Source organism: Flammeovirgaceae bacterium (assembly GCA_015180985.1).
Taxonomy (GTDB): Bacteria; Bacteroidota; Bacteroidia; order Cytophagales; family Cyclobacteriaceae; genus UBA2336.
Map to the genome: position 1 here is coordinate 271661 of CP054185.1, position 20391 is coordinate 292051.

Here is a 20391-nt window from a genome sequence, read left to right on the forward strand (position 1 = left end):
CTTCAAGGTATAAATTATTTGGCTACAGAAAATCATAAAATCAGTTCCATTTTAATGTTGCTGCGTTTATAAGGCCCGTCAAGCGGTATTTCATTAAAACCCAGTTTCCGGTAAAGCGCTATGGCAGGTGCCAGTATGGTGTTTGAATAGAGAATGATCTTCTTTGCTCCTGATTTTTTTGCTTTTCCGATGGCTGCCTTGGCCAGCGCCTCGCCCACTTTCTGTCCCCTGAATTTTTCAGCCACCGCCATTTTGGTAAACTCAGATACGCCCGTCTCCACCAACTTCAGGGCCACTGTACCGGCAATTTCTTTATGTACGGATGCCATTAATATAACGCCACCTGTACGGATGATGTGAGTTTCCGGGTCGCCCAGCACGGCTTCATCTACCGGTTCCATCCAAAAAAATTTTTCAATCCATTCGCGGTTCAGTTGCTCAAACCACGGCTGATGCTCCGGCTTAAAATCTACGATTTCGAGAATTGCGCTTTCCATATGGTACGAAGTTGGTACCCGCGGTTTACCAGGTAAATACCGGCAATGGTTACGGCAATGGCCAGGCCGATGGTACCATTTAATTTCTCATTCAATACCATCCAACCCAGGATAACCGCCACCAATGGATTAACGTAGGCATAAAGTGATACGATTGTCATCGGAAGACTGCGCAGCGCATACAGGTAGCTGGCATAAGCCACGATGGAGCCGAATATAATCAGGTATAGCAAGGTATAAACGGCCTCAGGAGACCAGCTTACGGTGGTTAAATCATCGACTGCAAAACTTATTGGCAAACAAAACAAACCGCCAAAAAACATCTGAAGGGCAGCATTAACAAATGGATTGCTGTTGCTGTGATGTCTTTTGATCCAAATGCTGCCGAACGCCCAGCTTAAAACGGCACCCAGTGTAAGCAGTATGCCCAGCAAATATTCGGTTTTCGAAAACTCAGCCACATGCTCGCTAAACATCAGTAAAATGCCACCAAGCCCGAGGATGGCTCCAAGCCCTATGGTGAGGTTGGGTTTTTCATCGCGCCCGATGGTCATATTAATAAGGATAACCGCTACGGGCATCAGCGAACAGAGGATGGCCGCCACCCCGCTTGGAATATGCACCTCCGACCAGGCCACCAGCCCGTTTCCCATCGTAATTAAAAAAAAACCGGCAATGGCTTGTTGCAGAACATGACTGGCCGGTGGCCAAGGCACTCTTTTAAAGCCTGCAATCAACGCCATCAAAATCATGCCTGCACTTACCTGACGGATAGCGGTGAACAAAAAAGGCGGAAAATTCAGTACACCAATACGAAGGGCCAGGTAAGTAGTACCCCAGATAAAACTTACCGCAACCAGGGCAGCATAAGGAAGGTAATTCGGGCGTGTTTTCACTTCGGCTATCAAAAACTTACGCTAATTACGCATAAACAGGTCGTTCAGTTCCACCACTTAAAAAAATACCGGCCCGGCAATGCCACCAAGTGCAACCAAAGAATGAAAAAGTTCTTTAAGCATAGTTTTTTGCTATTTATTTAATAAAGAAGGTCCTTCGCCTACCCGGCCAGGGCGGCATACGCAGAACCACAAAGGTTTTTTTGTTATGCTGAGGCCGCCCAACGGGCGGGCGAAGCATCTTTTAATGACGGATGTCTGTGGTATGTTCAAAATAAAAACGGTATGTGGGCGTCTGTCATCCACCGATTACTTCAACTTTAGTCAAGCTGTCTTCCCGCATGAACTCCTCGGCACGCTGGCTCACCATTGGAATTTTATCCATAGCGTCAACTTCAATCATATTCACGCCAAAGTCTTCTGCAACAGTTCCCTTAATCAGGTAAAACCCGCGGCCACGGAAGGGAAACCTGCGGGCCGCATCCGGAAAATGAACGGTATCAAACACGTCACCCTGCTTATCGTAAAACGTGCCGAAATACATCGGGTCGCCTTTGATGGTGCTGGTATACTTGATAGTTACCATATAACCTAAAATACAAACGGTCTTTCCGATGCAACCCGGCAAATCGCCTACCGTATGTGTTGAGTCAACCGGTGTAACCAGTTTAAACGGATTGCACAACGGAAAGCCGAGCAGTTCAATTTCATCAAAGGCATCTTCCAGTTCACCACGCTGCAGGGGCGGCAGCGGGTACTCGGCCGGCTCGGTGTCAAACAATTCAGCCGATGGCACTTTTGTTCTGGCCTGGCCGAGGTACAGCATCGCCTCCCACAACAATCGCTGTTTCGACTTACCGGTAAACCGGAATGCACCTACCCGGATTAAAATACGTACTTGCTCTAACCCGGGGTTTACTCTTCGCAAAAAATCATGCAGACTTTTAAATTCTCCGCAGCGACTGCGCTCGACAGCAATTTGCTGTGCAATGCGGGTTTCGAGGCTTTTCAGGTGGATAAATCCCAGGTACATGCAATTGCCATAGATTGTGGTGAGGTATTCGCTGTAATTCACACAAGGTGCCTCCATAACAGCTCCGTTCATCCGCGCCTCATGAACATAGAACTCGGTTTTATAAAATCCGCCAAAGTTGTTGATCACACCCACCATAAACTCCAGCGGGTAATGGGCCTTCAGGTACAAACTCTGGTAGCTCTCCACGGCATAACTGGCCGAATGCCCCTTGGCAAAGGAATAGCCTGAGAAACTTTCAATCTCATACCACACCCGTTCAATAACATGTTGAGGGTAGTTGCGCTGCCGGCAGTTTTCAAAAAATTTATCCTGCACCCGCTTAAACTCTTCGCGCGACCGGTACTTGCCCGACATGCCCCTGCGCAGCACATCGGCCTCTGTTAAGGTGAGACCGGCAAAATAGTGCGCTACTTTAATCACATCTTCCTGGTACACCATTACGCCATAGGTTTCTTTCATCAGCTCATCCATCTTCGGATGAATCGATTCATACGTACCCCCGTTTTGAACAGCATGAAAGCGTTCGATGTACGCGCGCATCATGCCCGAACGCGCCACACCCGGCCTGATGATGGAACTGGCCGCCACCAGCGTGAGGTAGTCTTCGCACCTCAACTTGCCCAGTAACATGCGCATGGCGGGCGACTCCACATAAAAACAACCCATGGTTTTGCCGGCACGCATCAGCTGCTTTATTTTCTCATCCTTTTTAAAATCACCAAAGCGGTACACATTTACATCAACACCGCGGTTGCGCCTTATATGCTTTACGGTTTCCTTAATATGCCCCAGCCCGCGCTGGCTGAGAATGTCAAATTTGTAGATGCCCAAATCTTCGGCATTGTGCATTTCGAAGTGCGATACGGGTAAACCTTTTGGCGGTAGTTCGGTGGCGGTATAGGCATAGATGGGTTTTTCGGTGATGAGCACACCACCGGCATGGATGGAAATGTTGGCGGGCAAATCCTTGATGCGATCGGCATAGTTAAAAATCAGTTCAGTAATGTGATCGCGGTGGCGGTTTTCTTCCGGGTATTCCACCAACGCATCAATTTCGGCTTTAGGTAAACCGAACACTTTTCCCAGCTCGCGCAGCACCGAGCGCTTCTGGTAGGTAACATGCGTACCCAGCAGGCATACGTGGTCGCGGCCGTATCGGGAAAACAGGTATTCATAAACAGCATCGCGGTTGTCCCACGAAAAGTCAATGTCAAAATCGGGTGGCGAGGTGCGCTCGGTGTTTAAAAACCGTTCGAAATACAGGTCCAGTTCAACCGGGTCAACGTTGGTAATGCCCAGGCAGTAGGCCACCATGCTGTTGGCTCCGCTGCCGCGGCCCACAAAATCGAAATGGCTGGCGCGGGCAAAGCAAACCAGGTCGTAGGCAATCAGGTAATAGGCACAAAATCCCTTCTGCCGGATGATGCTGAGTTCGCGCTGAAAGCGTTCGCGTAAAACCGGATTGCCGGCATCGTACAGCCGTTGAAAACCTTCCCACGCCCGGGTAACCAGAAAATCCCAGTCGCTGGCTTCGCTGCCGGTAACGTGTTTTTTATTCTTGTCTTCACCCAGCGTAAAATCAATTGAACACTGATTGAGCAGCCGGGTAGTGTTTTCAATCAATTCAGGATAGCGCGCCAGCCGGTTCATCAATTCTTGAACTGGCATCATCACCTCATCGGCACGGGCCTGCCGGTAGGGATGCAGCTTGCTGAGCACCGTGTTGTAGTGGATGGCCCGCAACAACCGGTGTACATTAAAATCAATTGCCGAGGAAAACGTTACCGGCTGAAGCAACACAAACCGTGGTGCATATGCTTTTCGGTTGGGATACCGGTTGTATTGGTTTAGCTGATGAAGCCCTACCCCGATAAATTCATTGGAGCGCAGGCGTTCCGGTTCTGTTTTTCCGAAAGGATAAATAACAAAAACATCTTCTATTTCGGGGGCCCGCTGTGGAAACGGCTTGCCGGCAGCATGGTGGTGCGACAGAAACCGGTTTATCTTTTCAAAGCCGCTGTTGTTGCGCGCCAGGATAACATACAGTAATTCATGGTCGCTCTCCTTGTTTCTGAACTCCACTCCAAGTACTATCTCCAGGTTCTTGTCTGTCCCCCGCTGAAGGAGTGTTTTACAAACCCGCAGCATTTCAATGTACGAGGCCACATTGTTGATTTCGGTTAGCGCCAGTTTGCGCACTCCGCATCGGCAGGCTTCCTCTGCCAGTTTTTGCACCGGCAGGGTGCCATATTTAAAACTAAAGGCGGTATGGCAGTTCAGGTACATGGTGCTAAAGGTAAATGGTTGACGGGCCGGTTATGCAGGGTGCGTCCTGAGCCTGTCAGCAATTGTCAGGAAAAAAATCACGCTTTAATTAACAGAAATAAAACCACCGGAAAATACGCTGAAACTGCCCTATGCATTAACTTGCCTGCATGCCCCGCATCTCCGAAACCGACCTTATCCTGAATAAAGACGGCAGTGTTTACCACCTTAACCTGCTGCCAAAACATGTATCGGAAATTGTAATCATGGTGGGCGACCCGGGCCGGGTTTACCGGGTAAGCCGGTTTTTTGATGAGGTGGTATTTGAAATGAACAAGCGGGAGTTCATTACGCACGTGGGAGAATTTAATGGGAAACGAATAACTGTGATGAGTACCGGCATCGGCACCGACAACGTTGAAATTGTACTGACCGAACTGGATGCGCTGGTGAATATCGATTTGAAAACCCGCGAACCGAAAACCAAAAAGAAAAAACTGAAGATTATCCGCATCGGCACCTCCGGGGCGTTGCAGGAAGATATTCCGGTGGGCGCTCATTTAATATCAGAATACGGTGTGGGGCTCGATAACCTTATGAATTTTTACGAATTGCCTTTGACTAATTTTGAAAAGCGCATCGGCAAAGATATTAAACGCCATACCGGCCTTGCGTTTACACCGTACGTGGTGCGCGGATCCGACTTATTGTTAACCCGGATCGGTCAGGACATGATTGTTGGTAATACCATTACTGCTCCAGGATTCTACGCCCCGCAGGGACGGAAAATACGGGCCACCGCGCGCTACCCGAATCTGCTGGACGATTTTACATATTACCACAACAAGGCCGGTAATTTCTGGTTAACCAATTTTGAAATGGAAACGGCAGCGTACTATGCACTCGGCCGGTTGCTCGACCATGAAGTAATCAGCGTTAACGCCATTATCGCCAACCGGGTCAAGAAAAAGTTTATGAAAAATCACGATAAGGCTATTGATGATTTGATACAAAAAGTACTGGAACGGGTATAACACTAGAAGCCATCTCAAAAATAAACTTAACCACAAAGGCCACTAAGTACACACAAAGAACACGGAGAAACACAATATACTGACCTCTTTCTTTGTGACCTTTGTGCTTTATCTGTGCTACTTTGTGGTTAACCTGATTTTTGAGATGGCTTCTAAACGCCCAGGTCGGCTCCATCGGCAATCAGCAACAGCAGCTCTTTCACCTCTTCGGCTTTATCGTGTTCGCCCATTTTATCAAACGACATAATAAGATTTCGGAAAACCCTGCGCACAATTTCAAGGCTGGAACACGGCTCGAAAAAGGAAGGTTGCGGAGCCAGGTGCAACTCATGAATATAGTTTTCAATATCCTGCCGTGAAAAAATCAGCCCCTTATTAAAAGCATTGATATAAAACTGCGTCTTCTCGTCTTTATAGGTAAGAATAAACAGGTTGGGCAGGTTAACGCCATATATTGGCAGTTTTAGTTTTTGAGCAACCAGCATGTAAATAACGCACAACGAAATGGGATTTCCTTTACGGGTTTCGAGCACCACGTTTATCATGGAGTTGCCCGGTGAATGAAAATTTTTTGTGTTGGCCCCAAACTTCAGTTTATTGAACAACACACCATTCAACACCTTTACCTGATCGAACGCATATAGATCGGGCTTAAATTCAAGCCAGGCTTCGTAATAAATCTGTTCCAAATCCTGTTTTAATCGCTCCAGTTCAAGATCAGGATATTGGTAGGTAGCAATCAGCCACAGCCCGGTAAGCAAATCCTGATCCGTACTGGCATACCAATCCGCCACACGTTGCTTTAAAAGTTCATATTGAAGATCATGGATAAGGTCCTCAATCTTACGTTGCACCAACGGGTTAAAATTGTTCTCCCATTCCTGCTCCAGGTATGGAATTACCTCCTTTCCGAGTGAGCGGATTTTATCGGTTACCTCCGAAACGACCTGCTCGTCATTATCATCAAGCAGCGAAACCAGCGCTTTCAGTTCTTTGTCAGTCATCACGTTTGAATAACGCCTACATTAAACCGTTCAACCGGTGCATGATTAGCCGCTTCAATGCCCATGGAAATAACCTGCCGGGTTTCAACCGGATCGATAATGCCGTCAACCCAGAGGCGGGCGGCAGCGTAATATGGGCTTAGTTGCTCGTTGTACCGATCAGTTATCTCTTTAAGCAAACCGGCTTCCTCTTCTTTGCTGATTTCCTTTCCCTGCGATTTGAGCGCAGCCACCCGTATCTGCAGCAGCGTTTTGGCTGCCGAAGCCCCGCTCATAACGGCAATCTGGGCAGAAGGCCAGGCAAAAATGAGCCGCGGATCGTAGGCCTTGCCGCACATGGCGTAGTTGCCGGCTCCGTACGAGTTGCCCATGATGATGGTAAACTTGGGCACCGTGCTGTTGGCCATGGCATTCACCATTTTGGCGCCATCTTTTATTATTCCGCCATGCTCGGCTTTGCTGCCCACCATAAAGCCGCTTACATCCTGCAGAAATACCAACGGAATTTTACGCTGGTTGCAGTTCATAATAAAGCGCGCGGCCTTGTCGGCCGAGTCGGAATAAATTACTCCGCCCATCTGCATCTCGCCTTTTTTTGACTTAACCACTTTTCGCTGGTTGGCAACAATGCCTACGGCCCAGCCGTCTATCCGGGCGGTACCGCAAATCAGCGTTTTGCCATACAAGGCTTTGTATTCATCGAAGGCTGAGTCATCAACCAACCGGTGGATGATTTCCATAGTGTCGTACGGTTTAACCCGGTCGGCAGGAAAAATTCCATACAGGTCCTTCAGATCAGCCTTTGGCATAGTGGGTGTTGCCCGGTCAAAGCCGGCCGGTTCGTGATGCCCCAGTTTATCGAACAGCGAGCGGATGTAATCCAGACAGGCTTCATCGTTGGGAAATTTATTATCGGTTACACCGGATATTTCGCAGTGTGTAGTAGCTCCGCCCAGCGTTTCATTGTCTATCTCTTCGCCAATGGCTGCTTTCACCAGGTATGAACCCGCCAGGAAAATGGAACCCGTTTTATCCACAATCATAGCTTCATCCGACATGATGGGCAGGTAAGCGCCACCGGCCACACAGCTGCCCATGATGGCGGCAATCTGCACAATGCCCATGCTTGACATCCTTGCATTATTTCTGAACTGCCGGCCGAAGTGTTCTTTATCCGGAAAAATTTCATCCTGCATGGGCAGAAACACTCCGGCACTATCAACCAAATAAACAATGGGCAGGCGGTTTTCCATGGCAATCTCCTGAGCGCGCAGGTTTTTCTTGGCAGTAATCGGAAACCACGCGCCCGCCTTTACGGTAGCATCGTTGGCTACAATTACGCATTGGCGGCCTTTAATATAGCCGATGCCGGTAACCACACCACCCGATGGGCAGCCCCCTTGTTCTTTGTACATGCCGTCACCGGCAAACAACCCGATTTCAAGAAAAGCAGCGTCCTTATCGGTGAGGTAGGCAATGCGCTCGCGGGCTGTAAGCTTACCTTTTTGGTGCTGCTCTTTTATTTTCTTTTCTCCCCCACCCAGTTTCGTAGCGACCGTCTTTACATGCAGGCGGTGAATCATCTGCTTGTACTGATCTTCATTCCGGTTAAACTCCAGGTCTTTCTCAGGCATGACTACTTTTTTGCATCCTCCTTTCGCTGGCGTTCCAGGTCGCGCTGAATTTTGTTTCGGCTTTTACCCAGCGGAGCCATAAAGTGTTTAGGATTTTCGTTGAGGTGATTGGCTAATGAATCAAGCGAAACTAACAGCTTGTTGAGATTCACGTATAAGGTGTCCTCCGTCATCAGTTTGCTCATGGTATTATCGCCCTTGCTTAAGCGCGACAGCGATTCGTTGAGTTTTGCCAGGGTGCCCTCAATATTTTTCAGCGTCTTGCTTACTTCTACGGCCTTCAGCGAGTCAGAAAAAACTTTCAGGTTGGTAAGCGTGGGGCGTAGTTCGGATAGGGTGCCCCGCAGGCTGCGCGACAATGCACTCAGATTAGCAGAAACGCTATCCATTTTATGGTTGGCATTAACAATGGTGTTGTTGAGCAAAACCGGAGTTTGTTTAAACCCGTCAAATATCGAATCCAGTTTATATGAATTGCGGCCCAGGTTATCAAGTATTGTATTGAGTTTACGAAGCGTACTTTGTAAATTATCGGTAACCGGTGCAGCATTTTCGGCCAGAAAATCGGTAATGCCTTTGGCCACATCCGATCGCAACGTGTCCTTGGCTTTCAGTTCACGCCTGATGCGGCCGATATTTAATTGAATAAACTTGGTGCCCAGAAAATCGCCATTCAGAATGGCCACCGTTGAATCGCCCAGACGCACGTACGAATCAATTTCCATCTCAACAATAACACGCCTTCTCACCTGGTCAATCTGTATGCGGCTAACCCGGCCCACCGAAACCCCGCTCAGAAAAACCTGGTTGGAAGGCATGAGTTGATCCACGTTTTCGTAAACGGCATAATATTTTTTTCGGGAAGAAAAGAAATCAATGCCCTTCAGGTAATTGAAGCCCAGGTAGAGCAACACCAATGACACGACCATGAACAGGCCTACACGTACTTCTTTGGATATCTTCATGCCGGGTGGGTTAACAGGATTATTTAAATCCTTAATTTAGAGATTCTACTTCATTTTTATACTCACGAACAGCCCGGTAAATCCCTGAAGCCAGCAGATCCTGACCTTTTTCGGAAGCCAGAAACTGCTCTTCCTTTTCGTTGGACAGAAACCCTACTTCAACCAGTACGCTGGGCATAGCTGTTTTCCATAATACCAGAAAGCCGGCCTGCTTTACACCGTGGTTTTTGCGCCCTACCCGTTTTTCAAATTGCTCCTGAATTTTTGCCGCCAGTTTCAGGCTGCTTTCGGTATACGCGCTTTGTGTAAGCGAAAACAATATGTATGACTCCGGGCTGTTCGGGTCAAATCCCTCTGCACGCTCCTTGGAGTTTTCATCCAAAAGAATAACTGAATTTTCCCGCTTGGCAACCGCCAGGTTGCTCTCTGTTTTATGAAGGCCCATTACCCAGGTTTCTGTTCCATACACCTGCGGACTGGGACTGGCATTTACATGAATGGAGATAAATATATCGGCTTTATTGCGGTTAGCCAGGTTGGCGCGGTCATCCCAGATTACATATCGATCGTCTTTGCGGGTGTACAGCACCTTAACACCAGGAATATTTTTCTGGATGTACTCACCAACCTTTAGCGATATACTCAGGGCGATGTCTTTCTCCTTATTATTGGCTTTACCAATGGTACCCGGATCTTTACCCCCATGGCCGGCATCAATTACAATGGTGTTTACTTTATACTCCCTTACCGGCAAGGTACTTGAGGAGTTTAGCAGGGTTATTGCTATGCAGAGCGCTGTTATTCCTATATTCCTCACGGGCCTTACAATGTTCAACCGATTTGCAATACCTTTACGCAAAGTTGTGAATTTATACCGGATTTTCAACGTTTCGAACGTGCCCTCTGCCTTTAGCCGCATCGCCCTGTTCTGTTTTTTTATAACCTACTCATCCATAGCCTATACACAGGTGGTACCTGATAGCCTGCAAACCATAAACCCCAGCGATACAACCAAAAACCCTGCCGATACCATCCCCAAAAAGGGCGACATCGAAACAACTATTATCTATTCCGCACGGGATTCCATCCATACCAGTATTGACGGAAAAATTATATGGCTGTACGGTAATGCGAAGATTACCTATGGAGCCATTCAACTGGACGCTGAAGAAATAATTATTGATTATGCCAACAGCACACTTACGGCCCACGGCAAGCGCGACTCACTGGGGCGCAGGGTGGGTTTTCCGATTTTTAAGAACGGGCCCGAGGTTTACGAAACCAAAGACATTACCTACAACTTTAAAACCGGTCGGGCCCGGATCTCCGAAGTCGTTACCCAGCAGGGCGAAGGCTATCTGCATGGCGATGTGGTGTATAAAAACGAGCGGAATGAATTGCTGAGTTTGCGCAATACCTATACCACCTGTAACCTGGAACATCCGCATTTTCGAATCCGCTCCACAAGAACCAAGGCCATACCCGATGACAAGATTGTTTCGGGGCCATTTTATGTTGAGTTCAACGATGTGCCGCTTTATCCCATCGGTTTCTTGTTCGGCATGTTTCCGGCTCAGCAAAAAAGCACATCCGGAATTCTCTTCCCCTCCTTTGGCGAAGATCGCAGGCTTGGCTTTAACCTGCGCGATTTAGGCTACTTTTTTGATGTGAGCGAATACATGAAACTCGCCCTGACTTTCGACCTATACTCCAAAGGCGGGTTTGCCGGCCGGGTTGCATTGCCTTACATGAAACGGTATAGCTTCAATGGCAACCTAAACTTCAGCTACTCACGTTACCGGTTTAGTGATAAAATTGAAGACCAATCCGTATCGCGCGATTTCCAGATAAACTGGAGCCACACTCCGCAAAGCAAAGGAACCGGCCGTTTTTCGGCTTCTGTATCGGCTGCCAGCAACTCCTTTAACCAAAATAACAACCTCAACCAGGGCATGCCAGCAAGCATTTACTCACAGGGGCTTACCAACACCACGCGCAAAATGAATTCAAACATCTCCTACAGTAAACGGTTTGCGGGAACGCCCTTTAACCTGGGGTTAAATGCCAGCCACAGCCAGGATTTACAAACCAAACAGGTTGACCTGACGCTGCCTTCCCTGACAGTAAATATGCAAAACCTTTATCCTTTTCAACGCAAAGACGGTACACCTACCGCGCTTGACAATTTCAGCATCGGGTATAGCATGGCAGCCTCCAACCGGATTACAAACAACCTGGGCCGTATCGGCACTTCCACACAGGACAGCATAGCCCCCTTTACAGTTGAAAATCTCCCCAAATTCATTGAGAACGGTAAAAACGGAATCCGGCATTCCGTGCCCATCGGCTATTCGTTTAAAGCCTTTCGGTTTTTTACCGTTTCACCCCAATTCTCGTACGAAGAAAAATGGTATTTCGAAAAACTGGGGTGGTCGTACAACATCCAAAACAACCAGCCGGTACTGGTGGCTTCTGATACCATAAAAGGCTTTAACCGCATCGCCAACTATTCTATATCGGCAGGTTTTAATACACGTATTTTCGGTACTTATTTTTTTAAGCGGGGTAATGTAAAAGCCATCCGGCATGTTATGAACCCGACCATTTCGTTTAGCTATGTGCCTGATTACACCAAAAACACCAACTACTTTCAACCGATTAACGAAAACGGAAAAATGAGGTACCAATCGCGGCACCAGGGCTTTTTATACGGAGGTTCCAACACCGGCAAAAGCGGTTCCATCGGATTCGGGCTTGGCAACACCCTGGAGATGAAGGTGAAATCAGCGAAGGATACTGTTGCCCGAAAAGTAAATCTGCTTAATAGTTTATCAATAAACACCGCGTACAACCTTGTTGCCGATTCATTTAAACTGGCCCCTTTCAGCCTGGCGGCCAACACCAACATACTGGACAATCTGATTAACCTGAACCTGAATGCAACGCTGGATCCATACACCATTGTTACCCGTACGGATGAGAACGGAAAAAAAACCGAGGTGAGGATTGATGAGTATGCCTGGAAAGGCGGCAGCCTGGGGCGCATCACCTCCGGAACTATTGCATTAAGTACCAACCTCAACCCAAAAGGCCGTGAGCAGGACCAAAAAAGCCGGGAGAAAATTGCTAAATCCGACTTACCCGAGCAGGAAAAGCAATACTACCTTAACAATCCCGATACGTACATCGATTTTGAAATCCCCTGGAGCCTCCGCCTGAATTACAGCCTTCAATTTTCTCATCCGGTTAACACCGATATCCGCATAACACAGGCCCTGCAGTTTTCGGGCGATATAGCCCTTTCAGAAAAATGGAAAGCCATGTTCAGCTCCGGTTACGATTTCGAAAACAAAACGTTAACGCTTACCAACATCGGCATTACCCGAGACCTTCACTGCTGGACATTGATGTTCAACTGGGTTCCCTTCGGAACGTTTACACAGTATAACTTCCGGATTAATGTAAAGGCCTCTATTCTATCGGATTTGAAACTGGAACGCAGGCAACCCTTCTATATCAACCGGTAACAAAATTACTTAAGCCACCCCTCCACTTCTTCTATCGTGGGATTTTTAACATCCTCCAGTTTCATTTTTTTGCGCATACCGCACACATCGTTGAAGAGTTTGGAGGCTTTTATGGACTTTAACTGCTCTACTGACTGGATGCCGAGCTTTTGAATAACGGGAAACAAGTCGCTGCGGATGCCCAGTTGCTCGGCATCCTTTACCGTAAACCCTGAAGCCGGCTTTTCGGGCTTCATCTGCGGGAAGAAGAGCACATCCTGAATGGAAGGCTGGTTGGTCATGATCATACACAATCTGTCAATGCCCACGCCCAGGCCGGCTGTGGGCGGCATGCCAAACTCCAGGGCGCGTAAAAAATCTTCATCCAGCGTCATGGCTTCTTCATCGCCCCGTTTTCCGAGTTCCAGCTGTTCTTCAAACCTTTTGCGCTGATCAATCGGGTCGTTTAGTTCTGAAAAGGCGTTGCAAATCTCTTTCCCGTTGCAAATGGCTTCAAACCGCTCAACCAGGCCGGGCTTGCTGCGGTGCTTTTTGGCCAGGGGCGACATTTCAATGGGATAGTCCATAATGAATGTCGGTTGTATAAGGTGCGGCTCGCATTTCTCACCAAAAATGGCGTCAATCAGTTTACCTTTGCCCATCGTATCATCAACCGGCACGTGCAGCTTACGGCAGGTATCGCGCAACTCATTTTCCTCCATCGATGAAATATCTACATTGGTAAAGTGCAGTATGGCTTCAAACATGGTGAACCGTTTCCATGGCCTTTTAAAATCAATCACATGTTCGCCAACTTTTACTTCGGTGGTGCCGTGCAAATCAAGCGACACTTTTTCAATCATCTCCTCCACCAGATCCATCATCCAGAAGTAATCCTTGTAGGCCACGTACAACTCAACCTGTGTAAACTCAGGGTTATGAAAGCGCGACATGCCCTCGTTGCGAAAGTCTTTCGAAAACTCATATACTCCGTTATACCCACCCACAATCAAACGCTTTAAGTAAAGTTCGTTGGCTATTCGCAGGTATAATGTCATATCCAGCGTATTGTGGTGTGTTTTAAACGGCCTGGCAGCCGCACCACCATACAGCGGTTGCAGCACGGGAGTTTCAACCTCGAGGTATGCTTTGCTGTTAAGGTACTCCCTCATGGAGTTGATGAGCTGGGTGCGTTTAACAAATACGTCACGTACTTCGGGGTTTACAATCAAATCAACATACCGCATGCGGTAGCGTTGCTCGGGGTCGCTGAACGCATCGTGCTTGTGCACGTGGCCTTGTTCATCCACCGTTTCTTTAACGATGGGCAACGGGCGTAGCGATTTCGACAGGATTTTGAATTCGGTTACATGGATGGATATTTCACCGGTTTGCGTAGTAAAGCCATACCCCTTCACCCCGATGATATCGCCAATATCGAGCAGCTTTTTGAAAACTACATTATAAAGCGTTTTATCATCGCCCGGGCAGAGGTCATCTCTGCGGAAGTATAACTGAATGCGCCCGGTTTCGTCCTGCAACTCGGCAAACGAGGCCGAGCCCATAATCCTTCGGCTCATGATGCGGCCTGCAATGGAAATACCCCGGTAATCACTTTTGTGCCTGGGGTAGTTCTCCAGGATTTCCTTGGCCGAAACGTTAACTTCAAAACGATCGGCCGGATATGGGTTAATGCCCAGTTTTTCCAACTCCTCCTTCGCCTGCCTGCGGATGATTTCCTGTTCGGATAACGACATGATAAACAACTTTTCGGGCAAAAATAAGGTAATAATGCCGAGCGAAAAACCGGAGGAAGCCTTATCGGGAATTTTTACGCCTGCTGAGTTCTTTTCTTATCAGCATCAACTCACGACTGCTTTGTCCGGCAACGGAAGTGTTTTCTTCGGCCCTGCGGAAAAGATATGGCATTACTGAACGTACCGGCCCATAAGGAAGATACTTAACCACATTATAGCCGGCTTTAGCCAGGTTAAATGAAATGTGATCGCTCATCCCGTATAATTGCGCAAACCATACCCTCGGATCATTATTCAGCATACTGTGTTTCTCCATCAGCACAGTGAGGTAATAGTTGCTGTAATCGTTGTGCGACCCGCACATCAGGGAAATGCGCTGTTTATTGTCAATACAAAAGGCAAGGGCTTCGTTAAAGGCATCATCCGTGGCCTGCTTATTCGGATGGATAGGATCAGTATAACCCATTTTCGCAGCACGTTCCCGTTCTTTCTCCATGTAAGCACCCCGCACCAGTTTTGCTCCAAAGTACACGTTGTGCATTACGGCCTCATGAAAATGGTTACGCAGGTTCGGCAGACCGGCCGTTCGGTAGAGCTGGTAGGTATTGTAAACGATGGCTTTCTCCCTGTTATACTTAATCATTAAATCCATTACAATTCGGTCAATTGTATCCTGGTACCATGAATCTTCGGCATCGATTAAAATCGGAATACCGTATTCGTACCCTTTGGCACAAATGCGGTCCATCCGGTTTTTAACACGGTTAAATGCGGCTTGCTCTTCAGCAGTAAGCGATTGCTGTAACTGCACTTTTTCAAGCAGGGCCGCAGAGGCCAGCCCGGTAACCTTAAAAACACAAAACGGAATTTTGGTTGTGGCTTTGGCATTCTCAATGGTCCGCAGGGTTTCCTGGGTGGTTTGTTCAAATCCTTCCTCCGTATGCTCGCCTTCTACCGAATAATCCAGGATGGCGCGTACATTAAACCGGGCAATAACCTGCATTACTTCATCGGCCTGGGTAATTGTTTCTCCGCCACAAAAATGGTTGAACACCGTTTTCCGGATGATACCGTTGACGGGCAGCCGTAAAAACAACCCTGCTTTAACAAGCCCAATGGCCAGGGCCGATATCCATGGGTGGTTGACCAATGAGAAAATGAAATGGGCCCTTCGCAACTCCGCATCTGATTTATAGGCAAAAGCTGTTTGCGTATCCTCGAACGAAACTTTAGGGGTGGATTCCATATTAAAATAAGGTGCGCTAATATAGGCGGTGAAGGGCAGGTTTCAAGCCCCGGTTGAACCAGTGGCTAAACAAATGGATGGCTTTGTGCATTTACCTGTCACGATGAATTGATTTTCTTAACTTTCAACCCCAATGAAACCTGAAAACTGGAACGCAGCCTTCTGCACCGGTAACCAACCCCTGGTTATTGCCGGGCCCTGCAGTGCCGAAAGCTACCACCAACTGCTAACCGTTGCCACTTCGCTGAAAGAACAAGGTATCGGCCTGATGCGGGCCGGAGTTTGGAAACCCCGTACAAGGCCGAATACTTTTGAAGGAAACGGCCGCGAGGCGTTGGACTGGATTGCCGAGGTTAAAAAGCAAACCGGAATTGCCATAGCCACCGAAGTAGCCAGCGCGCAGCACGTTGAGCAGGCGCTTCATGCCGGGATTGATGTACTATGGCTGGGCGCACGCACAACGGTAAACCCCTTTTTAGTCCAGGAGCTTGCCGATGCTTTGAAAAGCGTTGATACTATTGTACTGGTTAAAAACCCGATCAATCCCGATTTGTCGCTATGGATTGGTGCCCTGGAACGGCTGCACCGTGCGGGTATAAAAAAACTCGGGGCCATTCACCGCGGCTTTTCTTCACTTCAAAATTCGGTGTTCCGGAACCAGCCCCTGTGGCAACTGCCACTCGAACTTAAAATCAGGTACCCCCAACTTCCGCTGATTGCCGACCCCAGCCACATTGCCGGCAACCGGAAACTGATTTTTGACGTATCGCAAAAAGCGCTGGACCTGGGCTATGACGGCCTGATGATCGAAACTCATCCTGACCCGGATAACGCCCTGAGTGATGCACAGCAACAGATTACCCCCTCTGCCTTAAAAGAACTGCTGGCTAACCTGCGTATTGCCGAGCGCTCCTCTGACAACATTTTATTCCTCAATCAACTGGAACAGCTTCGCGAGCGGATAGACCAGATGGATCAGGAACTGATTAACACGCTCGCTTCACGGATGAAGCTGGTTGAAAAAATCGGGGACTATAAAAAAGAAAACAACGTAACCGTATTTCAGCTGGAGCGGTGGAATGAGATTATGAAAACCCGCCCGGAGTGGGGGCAGCACGCCCACCTGGCAGCTGATTTTATTAAAGAACTTTACCGGGTTATCCACGATGAGTCCATCCGCATCCAAACCGAAATCATGAACCAATCCGAAACCCGGCATGATACTCCCTGATCACATCCGGCTATCGGCCTGGCCGGAAAACGACCTGCGCGAAGTTCTGACAGTAAAAAATTACTCCCGTGTTTCCGTTCTGGTTGATGAGAACACAAAAAACCAGTGCTATCCCCGGTTAAAGCAAAGCCTTCCGGCACACCAGGTAATTACCATACCCGCTGGCGAACAGTACAAAACCATCGAAACCTGTATGCAGGTTTGGAAAGCCATGACCGACCAGCAACTTGACAGGCATTCGGTGCTGATTGTTGTGGGAGGCGGTGTGGCAGGCGACCTGGGCGGATTTTGTGCCAGCACGTTTAAGCGGGGTATTGATTTTATACTAATACCCACCACCCTGCTGGCTATGGCCGATGCCAGTATTGGCGGTAAAGTGGGTGTGGATTTGGGTTATTACAAAAACCAAATCGGGGTTTTCAGAGAGCCTGCCTATACCATCTTGTCCACCGTGTTTCTTAACACTCTCCCCGAAAAAGAGCTGCGATCGGGCTTTGCTGAAGTGATTAAACATGCCCTGATTTCGGATAAGCCCCTTTGGGATATAATACGGGTTAAAAGCTGGAAGAGCCAGGAGTGGAACAGCCTGGTGCAGCATTCGGCCACGTTAAAATGGCGGGTGGTACAACACGATCCACATGAAAAAGGATTGAGAAAAATTCTGAATGCCGGCCACACCATCGGCCATGCTATTGAAACACACTTTCTGGCAAAAGGCCAACCTGTGTTACATGGCGAAGCCATAGCAGCCGGCCTGATTTGCGAATCGAAAATTGCTGCGCAAAAAGGACTGATAACCAGGCAGGACATGCAGGAAACCTCCAGTTACCTGCTCTCGGTTTTCGGCAAACTAAGCCTGCCGGAGCACCCTGAAGAAATAGCGAAGTTGTGCTACCAGGACAAGAAAAATAAAGACAATAGGGTACTGATGGCCCTTTTAGATGGCATCGGAAGGGCCCGATGGGACGTTGAGGCTTCTATGGCTGAGATGGTTGACTCGCTGACATACTATAGTTCGCTTCACACGTAGTGGGCTTCCGAATCGTTGAACGACTCCCTGCTTTTACGGATGGCTCGCTTTACGTCATCGGCTTTTTTAGCAATAAAATCCACGGTTTTCTTCTTACGGTCGCCCGTAAGCAGCCATGCTGCCAGTAAAGCCCCTGAGGCAATTCCCAACCCAATCGCTATTTTTTTGGTGGTGCTCATAAAATACTATAACAAAGTTAACTGCTAACGATGTGTAAATGTTTCATACCTGCAAAAAAATCTTTTACAAAATGTAATTTGTGCAACTAACAGTTGTTCAGTGAACCGCCACATTACGCTTCAACACAAACCGACCATTTCCGGAACCGTCAGCCATCTGCCGGCATCAAAAAGCATCAGCAACCGGGTTTTAATTATCCATGCACTCAGTGGTGGCAACACCCCAATTAATAATCTTTCGGAGGCGAATGATACGCGCCTTATGCAGCAATTGCTTAACGCACCCGAGCCGGTACTTGATGCGGAGGATGCCGGAACCACCATGCGTTTCCTGACGGCCTACTTTTCGGTGCGGGGCATACCAAAACGGATAACCGGCACCGACAGGATGAAGCAACGCCCTATTAAGTTGTTGGTTGAAGCCCTCAGCAAGCTTGGCGCCCGGCTATTTTACACCGAGAAGGAAGGTTTTCCACCGGTGCAGATTGATGGCCCCTTCATTCAAAAAACCAATCGTTTGGCAATCCGGGGCGATGTCAGCAGCCAGTACATATCAGCCTTGCTCATGATTGCCCCCATGCTGCCGCAAGGACTAACCCTTGAACTGGAGGGAAAAATTGCCAGCCGCCCCTACATTGAAATGACGCTTTCGCTGATGCGTACGTTTGGTGCAACAACCCACTGGAGTGAAACCATCATCACCGTTTCGCCCGGCACCTATAAAGCCGTGCCTTATACGGTTGAACCGGATTGGTCAGCCGCCAGTTATTGGTTTGCCTTTACAGCCCTTGCCAGGCAGGCGGAGATTACCCTTCCGGGAATATCGGTAAGATCAATTCAGGGCGACCGGGTGATTGTTGACATGATGGAGTTGCTTGGTGTAAAAACCGAACCACGGGGCAATAGCCTGATTTTACAACCGCAAGACCCTCGCCAGGTATTTAGCCGGGATTTTACCGATTGCCCCGACCTTGCACAAACGGTAGCCGTAGTGTGTGCCGCCAAGGGTATTACAGCAACTTTTACAGGACTGGATAGTTTGCGCATTAAAGAAACCGACCGGACAAAGGCGCTACAGACCGAACTGGCAAAACTGGGAGCAGAATTTCAAGAAAGACAGGGTGCCTGGCATCTTACCCCGGCACGTAAACTACCCTACGAAATTGGTACGATTTGTACCTACCTGGACCACCGCATGGCTATGGCTTTTGCACCGCTGTGCATGCTCAGTGCGATACACATTGAAAATCCGGACGTGGTTAAAAAATCTTATCCGCATTTCTGGCACGATGTAAAGTCGCTTGGCATTACGGCAACTGAAGCCTGAGTTCCTTAACGTAATCAGCAAATTTCAGCAAGCGGCTGCCGTACCATGAAAAGGATTCACCATTAACCAGAATAACTTTCGCACCTGGCACCAGGCGTTCCAACTCTATTTTATGTTTATCTGCGAACGGATAGGGCTCGGACGACAAGAGGATGATTTCCGGATTAAGCATCCGTATAGCATCATCCGTAAGTTCTGGGTAACGCGGCTTTTTGAGTACATTTTTAAAACCGGCCGCTTCGAGCATGGAGTTGATAAATGTTTCACGGCCGGCTGCCATCCAGGGTTCTTTCCAAATGAGATACAGTACCGTGAAAGGTTTTATCTTTTCCAGCAGCTTAAAAGAATTTTCTATTTGGCCGATAAGGTTTACAGCCCGTTGGGCACAACCTGTAATCATGCCCAATTGCTCAATAAGGTGAATGGCATCGGCAAAGGTGGTCACATCGCTCATCCAAACCGGAAATTCACGCTTCAGTTGCTCAATACCCTCCAAGTAGTTTTCTTCCTTGTTTCCAATAATCAGATCAGGGTTGAGCGAACGGATTCGATTGAAATCAAATTTTTTTGTTCCACCGATAATGGTTTTTGACTTGCGCCACACGGCCGGGTGAATGCAGAACTTTGTTATTCCAACAACTTGTTCATTGAGCCCTAAATCAGCAAGCAGTTCGGTTTGAGAGGGCACCAGCGAGATGATGCGCTTTGGCGAACAGGGTACCGCCACCTTGTTTCGCAACTGATCGGTAAAGATCCGGGTTTCCATACGGGTATAAAGATAAAA

Annotated in this window: 16 protein-coding genes; 5 read left to right on the forward strand and 11 right to left on the reverse strand. The window is 48.2% G+C overall.

Annotation, left to right across the window (positions count from 1 at the left end; genetic code table 11):
• Window positions 1-32 precede the first annotated feature (32 nt).
• From HRU69_01300 to HRU69_01310, 3 genes are all read right to left on the reverse strand, one after another.
• A complete protein-coding gene (locus tag HRU69_01300) occupies window positions 33-497 on the reverse strand; it encodes a GNAT family N-acetyltransferase (GenBank protein ID QOI96190.1) in 465 nt (154 codons plus the stop codon).
• On the reverse strand, window positions 470-1405 hold the full coding sequence (locus tag HRU69_01305; GenBank protein ID QOI96191.1) for an EamA family transporter: 936 nt from the start codon (window positions 1403-1405) through the stop codon (window positions 470-472). The genes HRU69_01300 and HRU69_01305 overlap by 28 nt, the downstream gene beginning before the upstream one ends.
• Before the next feature lie 286 nt (window positions 1406-1691).
• A complete protein-coding gene (locus HRU69_01310; protein QOI96192.1) occupies window positions 1692-4715 on the reverse strand; it encodes a DNA polymerase III subunit alpha in 3024 nt (1007 codons plus the stop codon).
• 149 nt (window positions 4716-4864) lie between these two features.
• Between HRU69_01310 and HRU69_01315 the strand changes: the two genes are divergently transcribed.
• Complete coding sequence (locus HRU69_01315; protein ID QOI96193.1) at window positions 4865-5728, forward strand: nucleoside phosphorylase; 864 nt, start codon at window positions 4865-4867, stop codon at window positions 5726-5728.
• A 152-nt stretch (window positions 5729-5880) separates the two neighbouring features.
• Here HRU69_01315 and HRU69_01320 read toward each other — a convergent pair whose 3' ends face one another.
• The 4 genes from HRU69_01320 to HRU69_01335 are packed head-to-tail and all read right to left on the reverse strand — an operon-like array spanning window position 5881 to window position 10250.
• Complete coding sequence (locus HRU69_01320) at window positions 5881-6732, reverse strand: hypothetical protein (protein ID QOI96194.1); 852 nt, start codon at window positions 6730-6732, stop codon at window positions 5881-5883.
• Window positions 6732-8366: an acyl-CoA carboxylase subunit beta gene (locus HRU69_01325; protein QOI96195.1), complete on the reverse strand. Its 1635-nt coding sequence runs from the start codon at window positions 8364-8366 to the stop codon at window positions 6732-6734. Before HRU69_01325 ends, HRU69_01320 begins: the two co-directional genes overlap by 1 nt.
• 2 nt (window positions 8367-8368) lie before the next feature.
• Window positions 8369-9331, reverse strand: coding sequence for an MCE family protein (locus tag HRU69_01330; GenBank protein ID QOI96196.1), 963 nt, complete (start codon window positions 9329-9331; stop codon window positions 8369-8371).
• Between the two features lie 31 nt (window positions 9332-9362).
• Window positions 9363-10250: an N-acetylmuramoyl-L-alanine amidase gene (locus tag HRU69_01335; GenBank protein ID QOI96197.1), complete on the reverse strand. Its 888-nt coding sequence runs from the start codon at window positions 10248-10250 to the stop codon at window positions 9363-9365.
• Between HRU69_01335 and HRU69_01340 the strand changes: the two genes are divergently transcribed.
• The gene (locus tag HRU69_01340; GenBank protein QOI96198.1) at window positions 10228-12858 is read left to right on the forward strand and encodes an LPS-assembly protein LptD; all 2631 of its coding nucleotides are present in this window, start codon (window positions 10228-10230) and stop codon (window positions 12856-12858) included. The two genes, HRU69_01335 and HRU69_01340, sit on opposite strands and share 23 nt — an antisense overlap.
• A gap of 5 nt (window positions 12859-12863) precedes the next feature.
• Here the strand turns inward: HRU69_01340 and lysS are convergent, their stop codons facing one another.
• Both lysS and HRU69_01350 read right to left on the reverse strand, forming a co-directional pair.
• Window positions 12864-14594 carry a lysine--tRNA ligase gene (lysS, locus tag HRU69_01345; GenBank protein QOI96199.1) on the reverse strand — a complete coding sequence of 577 codons (1731 nt, stop codon included), beginning with the start codon at window positions 14592-14594 and terminating at the stop codon, window positions 12864-12866.
• A gap of 61 nt (window positions 14595-14655) precedes the next feature.
• Window positions 14656-15840: a proline dehydrogenase family protein gene (locus HRU69_01350; GenBank protein QOI96200.1), complete on the reverse strand. Its 1185-nt coding sequence runs from the start codon at window positions 15838-15840 to the stop codon at window positions 14656-14658.
• A gap of 133 nt (window positions 15841-15973) precedes the next feature.
• Between HRU69_01350 and HRU69_01355 the strand changes: the two genes are divergently transcribed.
• Together HRU69_01355 and aroB are read left to right on the forward strand one after the other, a co-directional pair.
• Window positions 15974-17071 (forward strand): bifunctional 3-deoxy-7-phosphoheptulonate synthase/chorismate mutase type II, encoded by a 1098-nt coding sequence (locus tag HRU69_01355; protein QOI96201.1) that lies wholly within the window; start codon window positions 15974-15976, stop codon window positions 17069-17071.
• A complete protein-coding gene (gene aroB, locus HRU69_01360) occupies window positions 17058-18101 on the forward strand; it encodes a 3-dehydroquinate synthase (GenBank protein QOI96202.1) in 1044 nt (347 codons plus the stop codon). The genes HRU69_01355 and aroB overlap by 14 nt, the downstream gene beginning before the upstream one ends.
• On the opposite strand, the gene HRU69_01365 is transcribed toward aroB, so the two are convergent.
• Window positions 18092-18280, reverse strand: coding sequence for a hypothetical protein (locus HRU69_01365; GenBank protein ID QOI96203.1), 189 nt, complete (start codon window positions 18278-18280; stop codon window positions 18092-18094). The two genes, aroB and HRU69_01365, sit on opposite strands and share 10 nt — an antisense overlap.
• Before the next feature lie 136 nt (window positions 18281-18416).
• On the opposite strand from HRU69_01365, the gene HRU69_01370 reads away from it, so the two are divergent.
• Window positions 18417-19607 (forward strand): 3-phosphoshikimate 1-carboxyvinyltransferase, encoded by a 1191-nt coding sequence (locus HRU69_01370; GenBank protein QOI98794.1) that lies wholly within the window; start codon window positions 18417-18419, stop codon window positions 19605-19607.
• Here the strand turns inward: HRU69_01370 and HRU69_01375 are convergent.
• Window positions 19588-20373, reverse strand: a complete 786-nt coding sequence (locus HRU69_01375; GenBank protein ID QOI96204.1) for an ABC transporter substrate-binding protein — start codon at window positions 20371-20373, stop codon at window positions 19588-19590. The two genes, HRU69_01370 and HRU69_01375, sit on opposite strands and share 20 nt — an antisense overlap.
• Window positions 20374-20391 lie beyond the last annotated feature (18 nt).